The following is a 14,472-nucleotide window of genomic DNA, read 5'->3' as shown; positions in this document are numbered from 1 at the left end:
CGCCCGTCAGGCCCGGCCCCGCTCGGCGCGCCACCGCTCGTACTCGGGCCGGGCCTCGTCCGAAAGCGGGTAGTACCGCCGCAGGTCGCCGCCCTCGGCCAGCCGCATCCGGGAGAACTCCTCCCATTCCGCGTGCTCCTGGGCGGCGGCCAGCAGGGCGGGCGCGAGCTTGACGGGCACCACGACCGCCCCGTCGTCATCGGCGACGACGATGTCGCCCGGCTCGACGAGCGTGCCACCGCACGCCACCGGCACGTTGACGGCGGCCGGGACGATGCCGGTCTGGGCGTGGAAGTTCGGCGTCGCGCCCCGGATCCACAGCCCGAGGCCGAGCTGCCGCGCCTCGCCGATGTCGCGCAGGCACCCGTCGACGACCACGCCGGCGCCGCCGCGCCCTTTGAAGTAGGTCAGCATCATCTCGCCGAACACCCCGCTGCTCATGTCACCGCGCGCGTCGACGACGATCATGTCGCCGGGCCGCGCGTGGTACATGACGTGCCGGTGCAGCTGCTTCTCCGGTTCGGCGTACTCGTCGGCGGGATAGCGGTCTTCCCGCTTGGGCAGGAACTGCAGGGTGAGCGCCGGGCCGGCCACGCGCACGCCGGGCGTCACCGAAACCGGCCCGCGGATGAAGGCGCTGCGGATGCCCATGCGGCTGAGCTCGGCACTGGCCGTCGCGCTGCCGATGGTCGCGAGGGCCGCGCTGAGCTCGGCAGGCGGGCGAACGATGTCGGGCGTCTCGACCACGTCGGTGGCTCCCTGGGGTCCGCGCTGACTGTCGGAGCGTTCCGCTCCGAGCCTAGCCGGGCGAACCTGCTTTCGCGAAGCCGGATGTCGGCACCGCCGGCCGGCGCGTCAGTCCCGGGCCGAGTCCGAGCTGATGCGGAACGAGCGCGAGCGGTGGCGGCCGTTCTTCCGGCAGCTGGCCGCGACCTCTGCGGAAATCGGCGACCTGATCGCGGCGATGGCGAAGTGGTGAAGGGATGTCCCGGCCGTCACCGATATGCGGTGACGTGGTCGTGGGCGGCATCGTTGAAGGCGAGGACGCGGGCGGTGGCGTTGTCGGCGCGCCAGAGCAGCCCCCACTGCAGTGGTGGCGCGTCGTCGAGGTGGACGTAGGCGACGTCGGGGCGGACGTAGTAGCGGCGGACGTTGGCGCCCACGGGGAAGACGCCCTGTCCGGCGCCGACGAGGGTCAGCAGTTCCTGGAACGTCGCGGCGGACCGGCCGGGGCTGATCGGCTGCCCGCCCGGGGTGGTGTCGGGGGTCCGGTCGGCACGCAGGGATTCCGGCAGGGTGTCGGGGAGCCGGAGCAGCGTGACCGTGGCCAGGTCCTCGAGTGAGAGAGCGTCCCGGCGGGCGAAGGGGTGTCCGATCGGGACAGCCAGGAACCGGGCCTCGGAGACCAGGACCGGTCCGGTGGCGATGCCGGGTTCGTCCACGGGGAAGGTGGCCAGCGCGAGGTCGACGGTGCCGTCGCGCAACCACGGCGTGAGCTCGGCCAGCTGTGCTTCGCGGATCTGGACTTCGCAGTCGGGGTGGCGGGCTTGGAACAGCTCGGACACGCCGACGAGCAGCTGACCGCCCGCCGCGCCGGTGAAGCACACCCGCAGCGTGCCGGTGAAGCCGCGGCCGGTCTCGATCGCGCGGGTGAGTGCGGCAGCGACCTGGTCCCAGGCCGGCCGCAGGTCTTCGTGGAGCCGGCGCCCGACGGGGGAGAGCTCCACCCGGCGGCTGGTCCGGTTGAACAGCGGGACACCGACCCGCCGTTCGAGCTTGCGGATGGTCTGGCTGACCCGGGCGGTGGACACGTGCAGCCGCTCGGCCGCGTGCCCGAAGTGCAGTTCGTCGGCGAGGGTGAGGAACGCGTCGATCTCGTGCCGCTCCAGCATCCCCGCACCCTCCGCATCGTTAACCGTGGCTTCATGATCGTGGCACACATGCGCGTTGTTCCGGCGCGTGGCCTGCCCGAGGGTGGAGCCATGGAAACCTTGATCGACACCGTGGTGCGGGAGCTGCGGGACCGCACCGAGATCGTCGACGCGCTCTACCGTTTCGGCTTCGGCCAGGATCTGAAGGACCGGGAGCTGTTCGCGTCGGCCTTCGCCGCGGACGCCGAGCTGGATTTCCGGCCGGCCGCCGCGAAGTGGGGTGCCCGGCCGCCGCTGATGTCCGGGCGGGACACGATCGTGACCACCATCCTGGGCCTGTTCACCGGGCGGGTCGACACCACCCACCAGGTCACCAACCCGCGAGTCGTGATCGACGGCGACACCGCGCGGCTGACCGCGCTGGTCGAGGCCCAGCACCTGCTCACGGCCGACCACGGGGTGTTCGCGCTGCTGAAGAACCCCTACGACGTCGATCTCGTGCGGGACGGCGAGCGCTGGGTGATCCGCCGTCTGCGCATCGACAACGCCTGGTTCACCGGCGATCCGGCCGCGATCTTCACCGCCTGAGGAGGAAAAGTCATGAAAGCCGTCAGAATCCACCGGCCCGGTGGCCCCGGGGATCTGGTGTACGAGGACGCCCCGGAACCGTATGCCGGCGTGGGCGACGTCGTCGTGCAGGTGCACGCGGCGTCGTTCACGCCGGGTGAGCTGGACTGGCCGGTGACGTGGGTCGACCGCCGGGGCCGGGACCGGACCCCCGTCGTCCCCGCCCACGAGGTGTCGGGCGTGGTCGCCGAAGTCGGGTACGGCACCACCGGGCTGCGCGTCGGTGACCGTGTCTACGGACTCACCGACCGGCATCGCGACGGCGCCGCGGCCGAGTACCTCGCCGTGGAGGCCCGCGATCTGGCAGTGCTGCCCGGCAACGTCACGCACCGCGCCGCGGCGGCCCTGGCGATGCCGGGACTGACCGCGTGGCAGGCGCTGTTCACCCACGGCCGGCTCACCGCCGGGCAGACCGTCCTCGTCCACGGTGCGGGTGGTGGCGTCGGCGCCGTCGCCGTCCAGCTCGCGCGGGACGCCGGCGCGCGGGTGATCGGAACCGGGCGCGGGCGGCACGCCGAGGCGGCGGACGCGGCGGGCGCGCACGAGTTCGTCGACCTCGACCGGGGATGGTTCGACGGCCGGGCCGACCTCGTCTTCGACACCGTCGGCGGGGACGTGCTCGCCCGCTCGGCCGCGGTCGTCAAGCCCGGCGGGGCGCTGGTGTCGATCTCCGCGCCACCCGCCGCGCTGCCCGGGACGAGCCGGGCGGTGTACTTCATCGTCGAACCCGACCGCACGCAGCTGGCCGAACTCGCCGACCGGGTCCGAAGTGGACGGTTGCGCCCGCTCGCCGGCGCCACTTTCCCGCTGTCCGATACCCGGGAAGCGTTCCTGGCCAAGCAGAACGGCGTCCCCGGAAAGGTCGTGCTCGAGCATGACTGACGTCCACCCCGAGGAGAATCTCGTGAAGAACCTGCGCTCGGCCGTCGACGGCCCGGTGCTGCTGCCCGGCGACGACGGCTTCCCCCGCGCCGCGCGGCCGTGGAACCTCGCCGTCGACCAACCGGTGGCCGCCGTGGTCCACGCCGAAGACGCCGGCGACATAGCGGCCTTGGTCCGCTACGCCCGCACCCACGGGCTGAGCGTGGCGACCCAGCCCAGCGGGCACGGTGCCACCGGTGACGTGGCGGGCGTGATCCTGCTCCGCACCGGACGACTCGGCGAACTGCGCGTCGACCCGGACGCGCGCACCGCCCGCGTCGGCGCGGGCGTGACCTGGGGTCAGGTCCAGGCCGTCGCCGGAGCGCACGGCCTCACCGGGCTGCCCGGCAGCTCTCCGGTGGTCAGTGTCGCCGGCTACACCCTCGGCGGCGGGCTGAGCTGGTTCGGCCGCAAGCACGGGTGGGCCGCCGACAGCGTCACCGCCTTCGAAGTCGTCGACGCCGAAGGACATCGCGCCCGGGTGACCGCCGACTCCGACGCCGAGCTGTTCTGGGCGCTCCGCGGTGGCGGCGGTGACTTCGCGATCGTCACCGCGATCGAGTTCGGCCTGCACCCCGCGCCGGCACTGTACGGCGGGCGAATGCTCTGGCCCGCCGACCACGCCCCCGACGTCCTCGCCGCCTTCCACGACATCACGGCCGGCGCACCGGACGAACTCACCGTCTGGGCCGACCTGCTGCACTTCCCCGGCTCGGCGCCCGTGATCGCGGTGGACGCCACCTACCTCGGCGACCCGGCCGGCGCCCGGGCCCTGCTGCGTCCCCTCGACGAGATCGGCACACCGATCTCCGACAGCCGGACCGCGATGCCCGTCGCCGACCTGGGCACCATCACCGCCGAACCCACCACACCCGGCCCGGGACTCGCCCGCGGCGAGCTGCTGACCGAGCTGACCGACACCGCGATCAAGGCACTGCTGGCCGCCCCCATCCAGCCGCTGCTCACCGTCCAGATCCGGCACCTGGGCGGCGCGCTGGCCCGGCCCTCGGACAGCCCGCACGGCCCGCTGACCGAGCCTTACGCCCTCTACCTGTTCGGCGTACCCACCGCACCCGCGACCGCGACGGCCATCCGCGCCCGGCAAGACGACCTGACCGCCGATCTCGCCCCGCACCTCGGCGACCGCAAGCCGTTCACCTGTCTCGCCCCGGGCGAGACCACCGCGGCCGCGTTCACCCCCGAGGCGCTGACCCGGCTGCGCGCGATCAAGCGAAGCCGCGACCCGCACGGAGTCTTCCGCAGCAACTTCCCCGTCCTCGCGCCGGAGCCGGACCGCGCAAGCGCATCGGAGCCGAGGCCGTAGCAGGCATCGACAGCACTGGCCGTTGCCGTGGCTGACGGGCTCCCTGCTCAGTAAGGGTTGCCGGGCACGTTGAGGTGTGTCTGGTAGAGGCCGAACCCACCGGAAACACCGGAGGTGAGGTACAGCGTCTGCCCGTCCGGCCCGCCGAACGCCGCGTTCGTGGTGTTGCGGCCGGCGGAAACGGTGCCGAGCTGGGCGCCCGTCGGTGAGAAGACGTGGACGAGTCCTTCGTCGTAGGAAGCCCAGTACAGGTTCCCCGCGCAGTCGATGGTGGCGCCGTCGGGCGTCCTCATGCTCGCGAACGTCGTGCGGTTGCCGGTGCTGCCGTCGGGGAAGACGGTGTACTTCATGATCACGTTGGTACCGGTGGCTCCCACGTAGAGCGTCTTGCCGTCAGGGGACAGGACGACGCCGTTCGGCTCCCGCAGCGTGTCGTCGACCAGGCTGACCACGCCGTCGTGGACGCGGAAGACGCTGGTCCGGCCGCCTTGCTGGTCCGCGCGGTTGCCGCGCTGGTAGTCGGGGTCGGTGAAGTAGGTGGTGCCGTCCCGGCCGGTGGTGAGGTCGTTCGGGGAGTTGAAGGCGCGGCCGAGGTAGCCGGCCGCGACCGTCGTCCGGCCGCGGTCGGTGAGGTTGTAGGAGGAGACGGTGCGGTTGTCGTGGGTGGCGGCGAGCACCCGCGTGCCGTCGGCGGTGATCGCCAGGCCGTTGCTGCCGGAGTCGGCGATGAACGTCTCGAAGGTGGCCGGCGGCGTGTACCGGAGCACCGCCGACGGCTGCACGCCCTGCGGACCGGTGGGATTCTGCATGTTCGACAGCAGCAGGGTGCCCGTTCGCTGGTCCCAGGTGGGTCCTTCGAGAAAGTTGAATCCTCCTCGGATGAGCTGGGACGTCACCGCCGGCGCCGGCAATGGCGGCCCGTAGGTCGCGCCCGGTGTGCACGGTGAGGCCGTCACGGCGCCGGACGCCGTGGGCGTCACTGCGCCCGCGAGGGCGATCGCCGCCGCCGGAACCGTCCACAGGCGACGGTGGCGGGAGGTCCTGCGGTGCGCCATGACGGCTCTCCTTCCGTGCGCTAGGTTCAGCGTCCGAGCTCGACCTTGAGGATGCTTTCGTTGCTGTTGTTCGGGATGCTGTCCTTGTCGCCGTAGTTGCTGGTGGTCAGCCACAGACCGCCGTCGGCGGACGGCTCCACGGTGCGCAGCCGCCCGTACGTGCCGTTGAGGTACTGCTGGACGTCGGTCAGGCTGTCACCGGAGATTTCGGCCCGGTACAGCCGTGTTCCGCGCTCGCAGGCGACGTAGAGGCCGGTTCGGACCACGGCGATGCCGCTGCACGAACCCTCGGCGACGGGGTAGGTGTGCTTGGGTGCGATGAAGCCGGGGTCACCGCAGCTGCCCGTGGTGCCCTCGCAGGCGGGCCAGCCGTAGTTGCCGCCGCGGACGATCAGGTTGGTCTCGTCCATGACGTTGTTGCCGAACTCCTGCTCCCACAACCGGCCTTGGGAGTCGAACGCCAGGCCCTGCGGGTTGCGGTGGCCGTAGCTCCACACCGGCGTGCCGAAGGGGTTGTCCGCGGGGATGGTGCCGTCCCGGTTGATGCGCAGGACCTTGCCGGCGAGGCTGGTGAGGTCTTGGGCCCAGGCGCTGTTCTGGCCGTCGCCGGTCGAGGCGTAGAGCTTGCCGTCGGGCCCGAAACGCAGCCGGCCGCCGTTGTGGTACTTGTTGCGCGGGATGCCGGTCAGCAGTACCTGCGGGGTGCCGGTGAGCACGCCGCCGGTGTAGCGGACGCGCACCACCCGGTTGTCGGTCGAGCTGGTGTGCATGACGTACAGCCACGGATCGGCCGCGAAGTCGGCGGCCACGGCGATGCCCAGGACGCCGCCCTCGCCGTCGGTGCCCGTCACGTTCGGCATCTTGCCGACCACGGTCTTCGTGCCGGTGGCGGGGTCGAGGCGGACGATTTCGAAGGTGTCGCGGCGGCTGTAGAGCACCTGGCCGTCGGGCAGGGTGGTCAGCCCCCAGGGCAGGTCGGTTTCGGTGGTGACCCTGGTGACCGAGCACAGCGCCGTGGCGCAGGAGGAACCGGTGGTGACCACGACCGGCGTGCTCGGGGCCGACCGGTTGGCCCGGGCGTCGCGCGCTCGCACCTGGTACCGGTAGCGCGTGTTCGCGGCCAGGCCGCTGTCGGTGAACGACGTCGTGGCCGCGCCGCTGGTCGAGCCGGCCTGGGTGCCGTCGCGGAGCACCTCGTAGCCGGTGACGCCGACGTTGTCGGTGGCCGGCGCCCACCGCACGGTGACCGTGGTGCCCGACGCGGTCGCCGTCACCCGGGTGGGGACGGTGGGCGGCTCGGTGTCGGCCTGGCACTGCGGCACGGCGATGGTGACCGTGGGACTGGCCTGGGAGACGTTGCCCGCGGCGTCGCGGGCGTTGACGTACAGGCCCCAGGTGGCCCCCGGCACGACGGTCAGCTCGGCCGAAAGTGCCGTGCCCGGCACCGACCGCATGAGCTGCCCGTCGTGGTAGAGGTCGTAGAAGGCCACGCCGACGTCGTCGGACGACGCCGACCACGACAGCACCACCGACGTGCACGTCAGGTTCGAGGTGCGGGGGTCGGCCGGTGCGGTCGGTGGCGTGGTGTCGGCGGCGGCGTTCGCGGTGGCGGCCGACGTGGCGGGTGACGGAAGCACGGCACCCAAGCCCAGCAGCACCACCGTGGACACCGCCCGGAGGCTCGAGCGGGGGACCGTGCGCTTCCTCCTCGGGGTGGCTCGCATGGTGTTCCTCTCTCACGGAAACGAGGACACTGGGAGCGCTCCCAGTTACGGTAGCGCAAACCGTTGGCCGCCGACAAGTCCGGTGAGCGGGTAACCAACCATTTCGGCGAGCGGCGCGCGGCCGTCGCGGGGAAGCGGCTCACCGGACCGGCGCGGCCGCGAACCCGCGCGTGGGCCCGCGGAGCGCGGGCCCACGCGGAACGGTCACTGCGAACAGCGCTGGCCGCTGTTGATGCAGCGGACCACCTGGTTCATCAGGCGCTGGCCCATGACGTTGGCGAAGTCGTCGTGGTCCGAGCGCGGGTTGTGGTTTTCCTGCTCGAAGGCGTCCACTTTGTACTGTCCGTTGACCTGCACGTCCCGCGGGATGTTGTAGGTCAACGTGATCCGCAGCTGCGGGACGTTCCGGAAGCCCTGCGGGCAGCGGCCCTGCTGGTCGGAGAACACGATGTGCGAGCGGTGGTTGGCGCTGTCGATGTTCTTGCCGTCCCAGCAGTTCGGGAAACTGTGGATGCGCGTCACCTTGCTGCCTTCGGGGCAGATCGGGTACTTGTCGACGAGCCGGTCTTCGAACCCGCTGCACGTCCAGCTCGGCCGGACGTTGGCCGGGCCGTTCGTGCTCTGCTTGGCGTCGCCGTAGAGGATCCGGAGGAACTGCGGCATCGCCACGACCTTGCGGGCGCCGCCGCTGGTGAACGTCAGGTCGGCCCGCTCGGCACGCTGGATTTCGCCTTCGTTGTCGCCGATCTCGTTCTTGTCGTTGACGCCCGGCAGTTCGGCGGGCCGGCCGTTGCTGTTGCCGCCGCCGTTGTCGAGGCCGCCCTGGCCGTTCTTCTTCAGGGCGCAGGCCGCCAGGCCGCCGAGGTCCTCCGGTTCGGCCCCGGTCCGGCCGACGGCGGTGGCGATGCGGTCGAGAGTCGCTTTGCGCTTGTCGCCGAGCGGGTTCAGCACGGCGTTGCGGATGTCCTGCTCCGACTTCAGGTCCCCGCGCGCGATCCGGGCGTTCGCCTCCCCGACCTGGTTGTCGAGCAGGTCGAGGTTGCGCTCGACCTCGGCGGCGGCCCGGTCGGGGACGTCGGCGAGCTTGCTGGCGACGTCGGGGCAGTCCACCTGCGTCCCGGCCTTCTCCTGTTTCGCCTGCTCGCGATCGCGGGAGACGTCCTTGGCCGGCGCGTTCTCTTCGTCTTCCTCGGTGTCGATGCGGATGACCGGCCAGAAGTACGTCGACTTGTCCCCGTTCTTGCAGGTGGTGCCGGCCTTGGCCAGGCTCTCGTTGGTGGAGTCGGCGTTGGTGGAAAGGTTGCCGACGTAGTCGTGCAGGTGCTCGGCGCCGTTGCGGCCGCCGGGCTGGGCGATGAAGTTGTCGGGGTTGAAGTGCTGGTTCTCGTTGCGGCCGCAGTCGACGGTGAACGTCCCGCGGGCGCCCTGGCGTTGCAGCGCCTGGTCGGCGTTCGTGCCTTTCGGAACCTTCGTGATGTCGACGAAGAAGGATTTGTCCACTTCGGACGCTCCGGCGGTGTCGGTGCCACCGGTCGTGGTGGCGACGACCAAGGCGCCGACGGCCAGCGCCAGGCCCAAGCCGAGCGTGGCGATCTTCGTGCGGCGGGTGATGCGGTGGCGTCCCGTGGCGGGTTTTCGGGGCATGGGGATTGTTCACCTCAATCGGGTTTTCCCGGACGCGCCAAGGCAAGGCGCGGCCCGGGTGGCAACCGGCGACACGTCCGGTCCGGACGCGCGGGACCCGGGGGAGCGGCCGGAGGTCCGGACTTCCGGCCGCTGGTCCCGACATCCGGTGAAACGGGCAAATCCGACATAGGGTTCAAAAGGTCATGTCTCCGTTATCATTTCGTTACCAAGTTCCCGGCAGGCTCACGCTTGAGGAAGAAGTAGGCGTACCGCTCGTCGAGCTCGTCGCGCGGCACGAGGTGAACGGCCTTCGGGGCGAACCCGCACGCCCGGCTGAGCTGCCAGAACTCGTCGATCGGGTAGGTCGTCATCTCGGCGAGCCCGCGGCGGTACGCGCGGCGGCGGGACCGGGTGCGCCACCGGCCGTCGGAGTACTTGATCTGGATCAGGGCCAGCCCGCCGGGGGCGAGGACTTCGTGGGCGATGCGCAGCAGGCGTTCCCCGTACTCCGGGGTCGGGACCAGTTCGAAGACGTAGAAGGACAGGAAGACGTCGCACGGGCCTTCGACCCGCGGAACGGCCGACTCGGGATCGGCGACGTCGATCGCGATCGGCCGGAACGGCGTGTCGCAGACCGCGCCGACCTGCTTCGCGCACTCCTGGAGGGTTTCCGCCGAGATGTCGACGCCGATGAACTCCCCGGCGCGCGGGGCGAAGCGGACCGCGTTGGCACCGCCGCCGCACCCCCATTCGAGCACGCGGTGCCAGGGCCGTTCGAAGCCGCACATGCGCGCGCCGGCGTCGAACAGCTCGAGGTGCCGGGCGCCGATCCGGTCCCAGAGGTCGGTGCCGCCGAACACCGGCGCGTCGCGCCAGTGCGAGTTGCCGCGCCACGTCGCGTCGGCGGGACGCCGCCAGTAGTCCTGGGCGTCGGCGGAGATCCGTGATTCGGGTTGCCGGGCGCCGACGGTGGTGAGCGCGCGGTGGAAGAGTTTTTCGGCTTCGACGGCCACGCGTTTCGCGTGACGGACGGCGTCGGGCAGCAGGGTGGGCTTGGGCATGCGGAAACCTCTTCGGGTCGGTGGGGGACCGCCGGGGTCCGGCGGGTGCGGCGGAAGTCAGGCCGACAGCGGCGGCCCGCGCCGGGAACGGGCCCGGCGCAGGAGGACTTCTTTCGCACCGTCGCGCGGGACGGCGGGCACCACGGCCACCCGAAGCGGCGCGTGCGCGGGGACCGCCGTCCGGATCCGGCACAGGACGCGGCGGACGATCCGGAGGGCCGCGAGGACCACCGTGTCCGTCCAGGCCAGCAGCAATCCCATGAGCAGGACGGCGGTCGTGTGGCCGGCCAGCATCGTCAGCAGGCCGGAACCGGCCGGCGGGTGCTGGTGGCCGAGCCCGGAGGGCAGCACGAGGACGGCGTGCAGCATCGCCTGACCCGCGGCCAGCGCGGCGACCGTGGCGGCCGGGCCGGGTTGCCGGTCGGCCAGCGCGGTGCCGGCCCAGGCGACGAGCAGGGCGACGCCGACGGTCAGCCCGGTGTGGGGAACCGTGCCGCCGCCGACCACGTGCGCCGAAATGCCGATCGCCGCGGTGACCACCCCGAGCACTCCGCCGCGCAAGGGGGCCGGAAGGCGGTCGGCACGTTTCACGGAACCCAGGTTAGCCGTGATCGGAGTCCGGGTGCCGGGACCGGGCGGCCCTGGATGTCGCGGGGCGCGGCCCGGTGGGCTTCACCCGTCGCGACCTCCGGGTTCCGCGGCGGCGCGAATTCCGGTAAGGCGGGCCAGTGCGGCGAAGCCGTCGTCGGTGCCGGGCCAGTGGACGCGGACGGCGTCGAGCCCGGCTCGGCGGACGACGCTCCGCAGGACGGCGGTCACGATGATGGCGTCGTCGGCGTAGCCGAGGACGGGGATGAAGTCCGGCACCAGGTCGATGGGCAGCGCGAGGTAGGCCAGCAGCAGCCCGAGCCGGACGCGGACGCCGCGGGGGAGGGTCCGGTCGGCGGCCAGGCGCCGGATGAGCCGCAGGACGTCGGGCAGCAGCCGCAGTGCTTCCCGCAGGAGCCCGCCGCGCGGCCGGATCACCAGCAGCGCCACGACGAGGGCCAGCCACGCCAGCAGCACCGCGCCGGCGACGCCGATCAGCAGGTCCCCCCAGAACGAGCCGGTCACGGATGCGTCACCGCCCCGGGGCTTCGGCGCGCAGGGCGGCTTCTTCGAAGGCGGCGAGTTCGGCGGCGGCCTGCTCGACCGCCTCGCGGGCGTCCTGGCCGACCGGCGCGCCGAAGTAGTCCCGGGCGGCGATCTTGTCCAGCCAGCCGCGGAACCGCTGCAGGCCGGCTTCGGACTCCTCGACTTCGGCGTAGGTGGCGTTGCCGCGAGCCCGCTCGTCGGCGAGCTCCCGCCGCAGCTCCGGCAACCGCTCGAGGAACCTCGGCGTATTCGGCGTCGCCCGCGGTGGAGACGCTGACCAGCAGCCGGCCCGCACCGCGCGGTTCGACAGTCACATCGAGATGTTACGCCCGTAACAGGCGCCGGGAGCTCGGCCTGATCTCGGGTTTGCCCCGGCCCGGTCTTCCGTGCGGGTTCCTGGCGTCCAGGTGCACGTGATCGACCAGGGGCCCGGCATGAGCCGCGCAGCGCGCCCTGTCTACCCGGCACCCGGCAGTCCCGAGCGGCACCGCAGGACGCCTTCCGGGATCCCCGTGTAGCGCCCGGTCCGGCCGGTGCGACTCCCCGGTGTGATGTCCGGACAGCTGGATCCGATGCCGAGGCCGACCAAGGGCCCGTTTTCGCTGGACTTCAACGACCTGTTCGTCGAAGCGATCGCCGCCGTGCGGGCGCGCAGGGAGATCCGGGAGGAGCTGGAGACCCTCCAAGATCCACCGGATCTGCTCGCGGTCATCCTGGCGAACCGCGAAATGCTCCTCTCCTCCTTGCGCGAGCAGTTCGACCGTACCGAGATGGTGGGGAACCGCCTGCACGAGCTGCTCGTCGAGGCCGCGGGACCGGTCGGCCTCGAGGTGCTGACCGGGCTGGTCGAAGGCGTCATGACGATGCGGAGCGTGGTCGACGAGTTCAGTCTGGCGGAGCCGTTGCCCGAGAGCACTCACGAGCTGAGACAGATCCGGCTGCGCCTGGAACGCCGGACGAACGTGGTAGTGCCGCGCCGTGACCTGCCTGACGACTCGGCCGCCGCGCTGGAAGCCGAGCTGGACGTCTGTGAAGCGCTGCTCGCGGAACTGGTGCGGCGGGAGGTGGACCTGCTGGCGGCGGCCCGGCCCCGGGCGCGGGAGGCGCTCGAGTTCCGCGCGCTGGAAACCGACTGGGAAGTCCGGCGCAGCGACACCGTCCAGGCGTTGGAATCGGCGGTGTTCAGCTGCGCGTTGACGGCCCTGAACACCGCGGTGACCGAGGAAACGGCGCCGCGGATGCGGGTCAAGTCGTTCGACGGGCTGCGGCAGAGCGTCACCACCGAGCGGATCGTGCTCACGGACGCCTACGAGCGGCTGGAACACATGATCCGTGAGCGCAGCGACGGCAGTTTCGGGATCGCCGGGCCACGCGGCGTCGGCAAGTCGACGCTCGTGCGGTTCTTCGCCACCACACGCGGGGTGCACGGCTTGCCCGACGACGAGGAGCACGAGCGGTCGGCCGGGAAGCGTCCGCGGCTCGGTGTGGTCGTTTCGGCGCCGGTGGCCTACCAGCCCCGTGACTTCGTTCTGCACCTCTACGCCGAGCTGTGCAAACGGGTGATCGGCGGTGACGGCGACACGACCGCGCGGTCGGAGAGCGAGCCCGAACCCCGGTTCGCCGGGGCGCCGCTGCGCTGGGTCCACGCCTGGCTGATGGTGCTCGGCGGCGGCGCGCTGGCCGTCACGGCCGGGCTGCTGGCCCTGCTGGGTCTTCACCGGCCGCTGTGGGTCATGCATCCGTTCGCCGACGCGGGCACGGTGCTGCTCGGCACGGCCATGATCGCCACGACCGCGTTGTTCGTCCGGAACGTGAAGCTGGTCCCCGCGCGCGGTGCGATCCGGTTGCAGGCCCGGCGAAAGGACAAGGTGTGGCCGGCGGTGGTGGTCCCCGCGCTGGTGGTCGACGGGCTGATCATGATCACCGCGGGGAACGGCTGGCAAAGCCACACCTGGCAGCTGCTCGGGGCGGTGGCGGGCGTGCTGGTCAGCATCCCGGCGTTCGTGCTGGCCCACCGAGTTCGCAACCTGCTGTCCCGGGTCGAGTTTCCCGACGAGCTCCCGCTCTCCGCGGAGAGACAGCTGCGCGAGCTGGCGGTCGAGCGGCTGCGCGGGATCCGGTACCAGCAGAGCTTCGCGCACGAGCGGTCGATGGCGGTGAAGGCCGGCGGCGCGATCGGGTTCGACGTCGGCGGCAAGCGCGGCGAGACCCGCCAGGAGATCGCGAAGACCTATCCCGAGCTGGTGGGGGACCTGCGCGCGTTCCTGGCGGCGGTGGCGCAGCAGCACACCGTCGTGATCGGTGTGGACGAGCTGGACAAGCTGCGCTCGTACCAGGACGTCGAGAACTTCCTCAACGACATCAAAAGCGTCTTCGGCGTCACCGGGTGCTTCTTCCTCGTCTCGGTGTCGGAGGACGCCGCGGCCGGTTTCGAGCGCCGCGGCGCACCGTTCCGGGACGTCTTCGACAGCGCGTTCGACGACGTGCTTTCCGTGCGTCTGCTGGACATGGGGTGTTCGCGGAGGATCGTCTACGGGCTCTTGCTGGGCTGGACGAAGCCGTTCGTCGGTCTGTGTTACGTCCTTTCCGGCGGGCTCGCCCGCGATCTGCGGCGCAGCGCGCGGGAGCTCGTGTCCCACCGTACCGACGGCGACGAGATCGAGCTCGGCGCGGTCGCGCTCGCCATGTGCCGCCGCGAGGCGGAAGCGCGGGCCGACGCGATCCGGCACGAGCTGATGCGGGACCCGTTCGACGCCTTGAACATCGACCTGCTCGCCAAGGTCGCGGACCTCACGCCCGCCGACGCGACGGTGCCGTCGCTGCTGAAGTGGCACGACGAGCTGTCGTCGTGGGCACCGGCCGTGGCGCCGGGGGAGCCGATCCCGTCGGCGGTGCGCCTCGGGAGCGAGCTGGCGGCGTTCCTGCTCTTCGCCGCGACAGTGCTGGAGTTCTTCGACCCGGCCGAGGTCGCCGAGCGCATCCGCGAGGCGGAAAAACCCGGCGGCGGTGCGAAATGCCTGTCGACGCTGGCCACGGCGCGGCGGTCGCTCGCGCTGAGCCCGGGGATCTCGATGGCGCACACCCGGCTTTTCCGCACGGCCTGGACGATGGATTCTTGAATGACGTGGC

At 71.7% G+C, this 14,472-nt stretch carries 13 protein-coding genes; 4 read left to right on the top strand and 9 right to left on the bottom strand.

Annotated elements, in window-relative coordinates:
• Positions 1–6 precede the first annotated feature (6 nt).
• Positions 7–747 carry a ribonuclease activity regulator RraA gene (locus tag AB0G28_RS35500; RefSeq protein ID WP_361099537.1) on the bottom strand — a complete coding sequence of 247 codons (741 nt, stop codon included), beginning with the start codon at positions 745–747 and terminating at the stop codon, positions 7–9.
• Positions 748–995: 248 nt separating this feature from the next.
• The gene (locus AB0G28_RS35495; protein WP_361099534.1) at positions 996–1,892 is read right to left on the bottom strand and encodes a LysR family transcriptional regulator; all 897 of its coding nucleotides are present in this window, start codon (positions 1,890–1,892) and stop codon (positions 996–998) included.
• A gap of 90 nt (positions 1,893–1,982) precedes the next feature.
• Here AB0G28_RS35495 and AB0G28_RS35490 point away from each other — a divergent pair, with 90 nt between their 5' ends.
• The 3 genes from AB0G28_RS35490 to AB0G28_RS35480 are packed head-to-tail and all read left to right on the top strand — an operon-like array spanning position 1,983 to position 4,743.
• On the top strand, positions 1,983–2,459 hold the full coding sequence (locus tag AB0G28_RS35490) for a nuclear transport factor 2 family protein (protein WP_361099531.1): 477 nt from the start codon (positions 1,983–1,985) through the stop codon (positions 2,457–2,459).
• A 12-nt stretch (positions 2,460–2,471) separates the two neighbouring features.
• Positions 2,472–3,380 carry an NADP-dependent oxidoreductase gene (locus AB0G28_RS35485; protein WP_361099528.1) on the top strand — a complete coding sequence of 303 codons (909 nt, stop codon included), beginning with the start codon at positions 2,472–2,474 and terminating at the stop codon, positions 3,378–3,380.
• Complete coding sequence (locus AB0G28_RS35480) at positions 3,373–4,743, top strand: FAD-binding oxidoreductase (RefSeq protein WP_361099525.1); 1,371 nt, start codon at positions 3,373–3,375, stop codon at positions 4,741–4,743. Before AB0G28_RS35485 ends, AB0G28_RS35480 begins: the two co-directional genes overlap by 8 nt.
• Before the next feature lie 47 nt (positions 4,744–4,790).
• Here AB0G28_RS35480 and AB0G28_RS35475 read toward each other — a convergent pair whose 3' ends face one another.
• The 7 genes from AB0G28_RS35475 to AB0G28_RS35445 all read right to left on the bottom strand — a co-directional run bounded on the left by AB0G28_RS35475 (position 4,791) and on the right by AB0G28_RS35445 (position 11,569).
• Entirely contained in the window at positions 4,791–5,798 is a 1,008-nt protein-coding gene (locus AB0G28_RS35475; RefSeq protein WP_361099522.1) for an SMP-30/gluconolactonase/LRE family protein, read from the bottom strand.
• A gap of 26 nt (positions 5,799–5,824) precedes the next feature.
• Positions 5,825–7,468 (bottom strand): PQQ-dependent sugar dehydrogenase, encoded by a 1,644-nt coding sequence (locus tag AB0G28_RS35470; RefSeq protein ID WP_361099519.1) that lies wholly within the window; start codon positions 7,466–7,468, stop codon positions 5,825–5,827.
• 258 nt (positions 7,469–7,726) lie between these two features.
• Positions 7,727–9,166, bottom strand: a complete 1,440-nt coding sequence (locus tag AB0G28_RS35465; protein ID WP_361099516.1) for a DUF1996 domain-containing protein — start codon at positions 9,164–9,166, stop codon at positions 7,727–7,729.
• 197 nt (positions 9,167–9,363) lie between these two features.
• On the bottom strand, positions 9,364–10,209 hold the full coding sequence (locus AB0G28_RS35460) for a class I SAM-dependent methyltransferase (RefSeq protein ID WP_361099514.1): 846 nt from the start codon (positions 10,207–10,209) through the stop codon (positions 9,364–9,366).
• Positions 10,210–10,266: 57 nt separating this feature from the next.
• Positions 10,267–10,800 carry a hypothetical protein gene (locus AB0G28_RS35455; protein ID WP_361099511.1) on the bottom strand — a complete coding sequence of 178 codons (534 nt, stop codon included), beginning with the start codon at positions 10,798–10,800 and terminating at the stop codon, positions 10,267–10,269.
• Between the two features lie 81 nt (positions 10,801–10,881).
• Positions 10,882–11,322: a YkvA family protein gene (locus AB0G28_RS35450; RefSeq protein ID WP_361099508.1), complete on the bottom strand. Its 441-nt coding sequence runs from the start codon at positions 11,320–11,322 to the stop codon at positions 10,882–10,884.
• Positions 11,323–11,329: 7 nt separating this feature from the next.
• Positions 11,330–11,569 carry a Chromate resistance protein ChrB gene (locus AB0G28_RS35445; protein WP_361099505.1) on the bottom strand — a complete coding sequence of 80 codons (240 nt, stop codon included), beginning with the start codon at positions 11,567–11,569 and terminating at the stop codon, positions 11,330–11,332.
• Positions 11,570–11,915: 346 nt separating this feature from the next.
• Between AB0G28_RS35445 and AB0G28_RS35440 the strand changes: the two genes are divergently transcribed.
• Entirely contained in the window at positions 11,916–14,462 is a 2,547-nt protein-coding gene (locus AB0G28_RS35440) for a hypothetical protein (RefSeq protein ID WP_361099502.1), read from the top strand.
• Positions 14,463–14,472 lie beyond the last annotated feature (10 nt).

It is taken from the genome of Amycolatopsis sp. NPDC021455 (assembly GCF_040640995.1).
In the GTDB taxonomy this organism is placed as follows: Bacteria; Actinomycetota; Actinomycetes; order Mycobacteriales; family Pseudonocardiaceae; genus Amycolatopsis.
Note: the sequence above shows the minus strand (reverse complement) of the source record. Positions and strands in the feature narration are given on the sequence as shown.

What these genes read in the sequence shown, in the direction of transcription:
- AB0G28_RS35495 (WP_361099534.1), bottom strand. Translation starts at nt 1,892, where the DNA reads ATGCTGGAGCGGCACGAGATCGACGCGTTCCTCACCCTCGCCGACGAA.
- AB0G28_RS35490 (WP_361099531.1), top strand. Translation starts at nt 1,983, where the DNA reads ATGGAAACCTTGATCGACACCGTGGTGCGGGAGCTGCGGGACCGCACC.
- AB0G28_RS35485 (WP_361099528.1), top strand. Translation starts at nt 2,472, where the DNA reads ATGAAAGCCGTCAGAATCCACCGGCCCGGTGGCCCCGGGGATCTGGTG.
- AB0G28_RS35480 (WP_361099525.1), top strand. Translation starts at nt 3,373, where the DNA reads ATGACTGACGTCCACCCCGAGGAGAATCTCGTGAAGAACCTGCGCTCG.
- AB0G28_RS35475 (WP_361099522.1), bottom strand. Translation starts at nt 5,798, where the DNA reads ATGGCGCACCGCAGGACCTCCCGCCACCGTCGCCTGTGGACGGTTCCG.
- AB0G28_RS35465 (WP_361099516.1), bottom strand. Translation starts at nt 9,166, where the DNA reads ATGCCCCGAAAACCCGCCACGGGACGCCACCGCATCACCCGCCGCACG.
- AB0G28_RS35460 (WP_361099514.1), bottom strand. Translation starts at nt 10,209, where the DNA reads ATGCCCAAGCCCACCCTGCTGCCCGACGCCGTCCGTCACGCGAAACGC.
- AB0G28_RS35440 (WP_361099502.1), top strand. Translation starts at nt 11,916, where the DNA reads ATGCCGAGGCCGACCAAGGGCCCGTTTTCGCTGGACTTCAACGACCTG.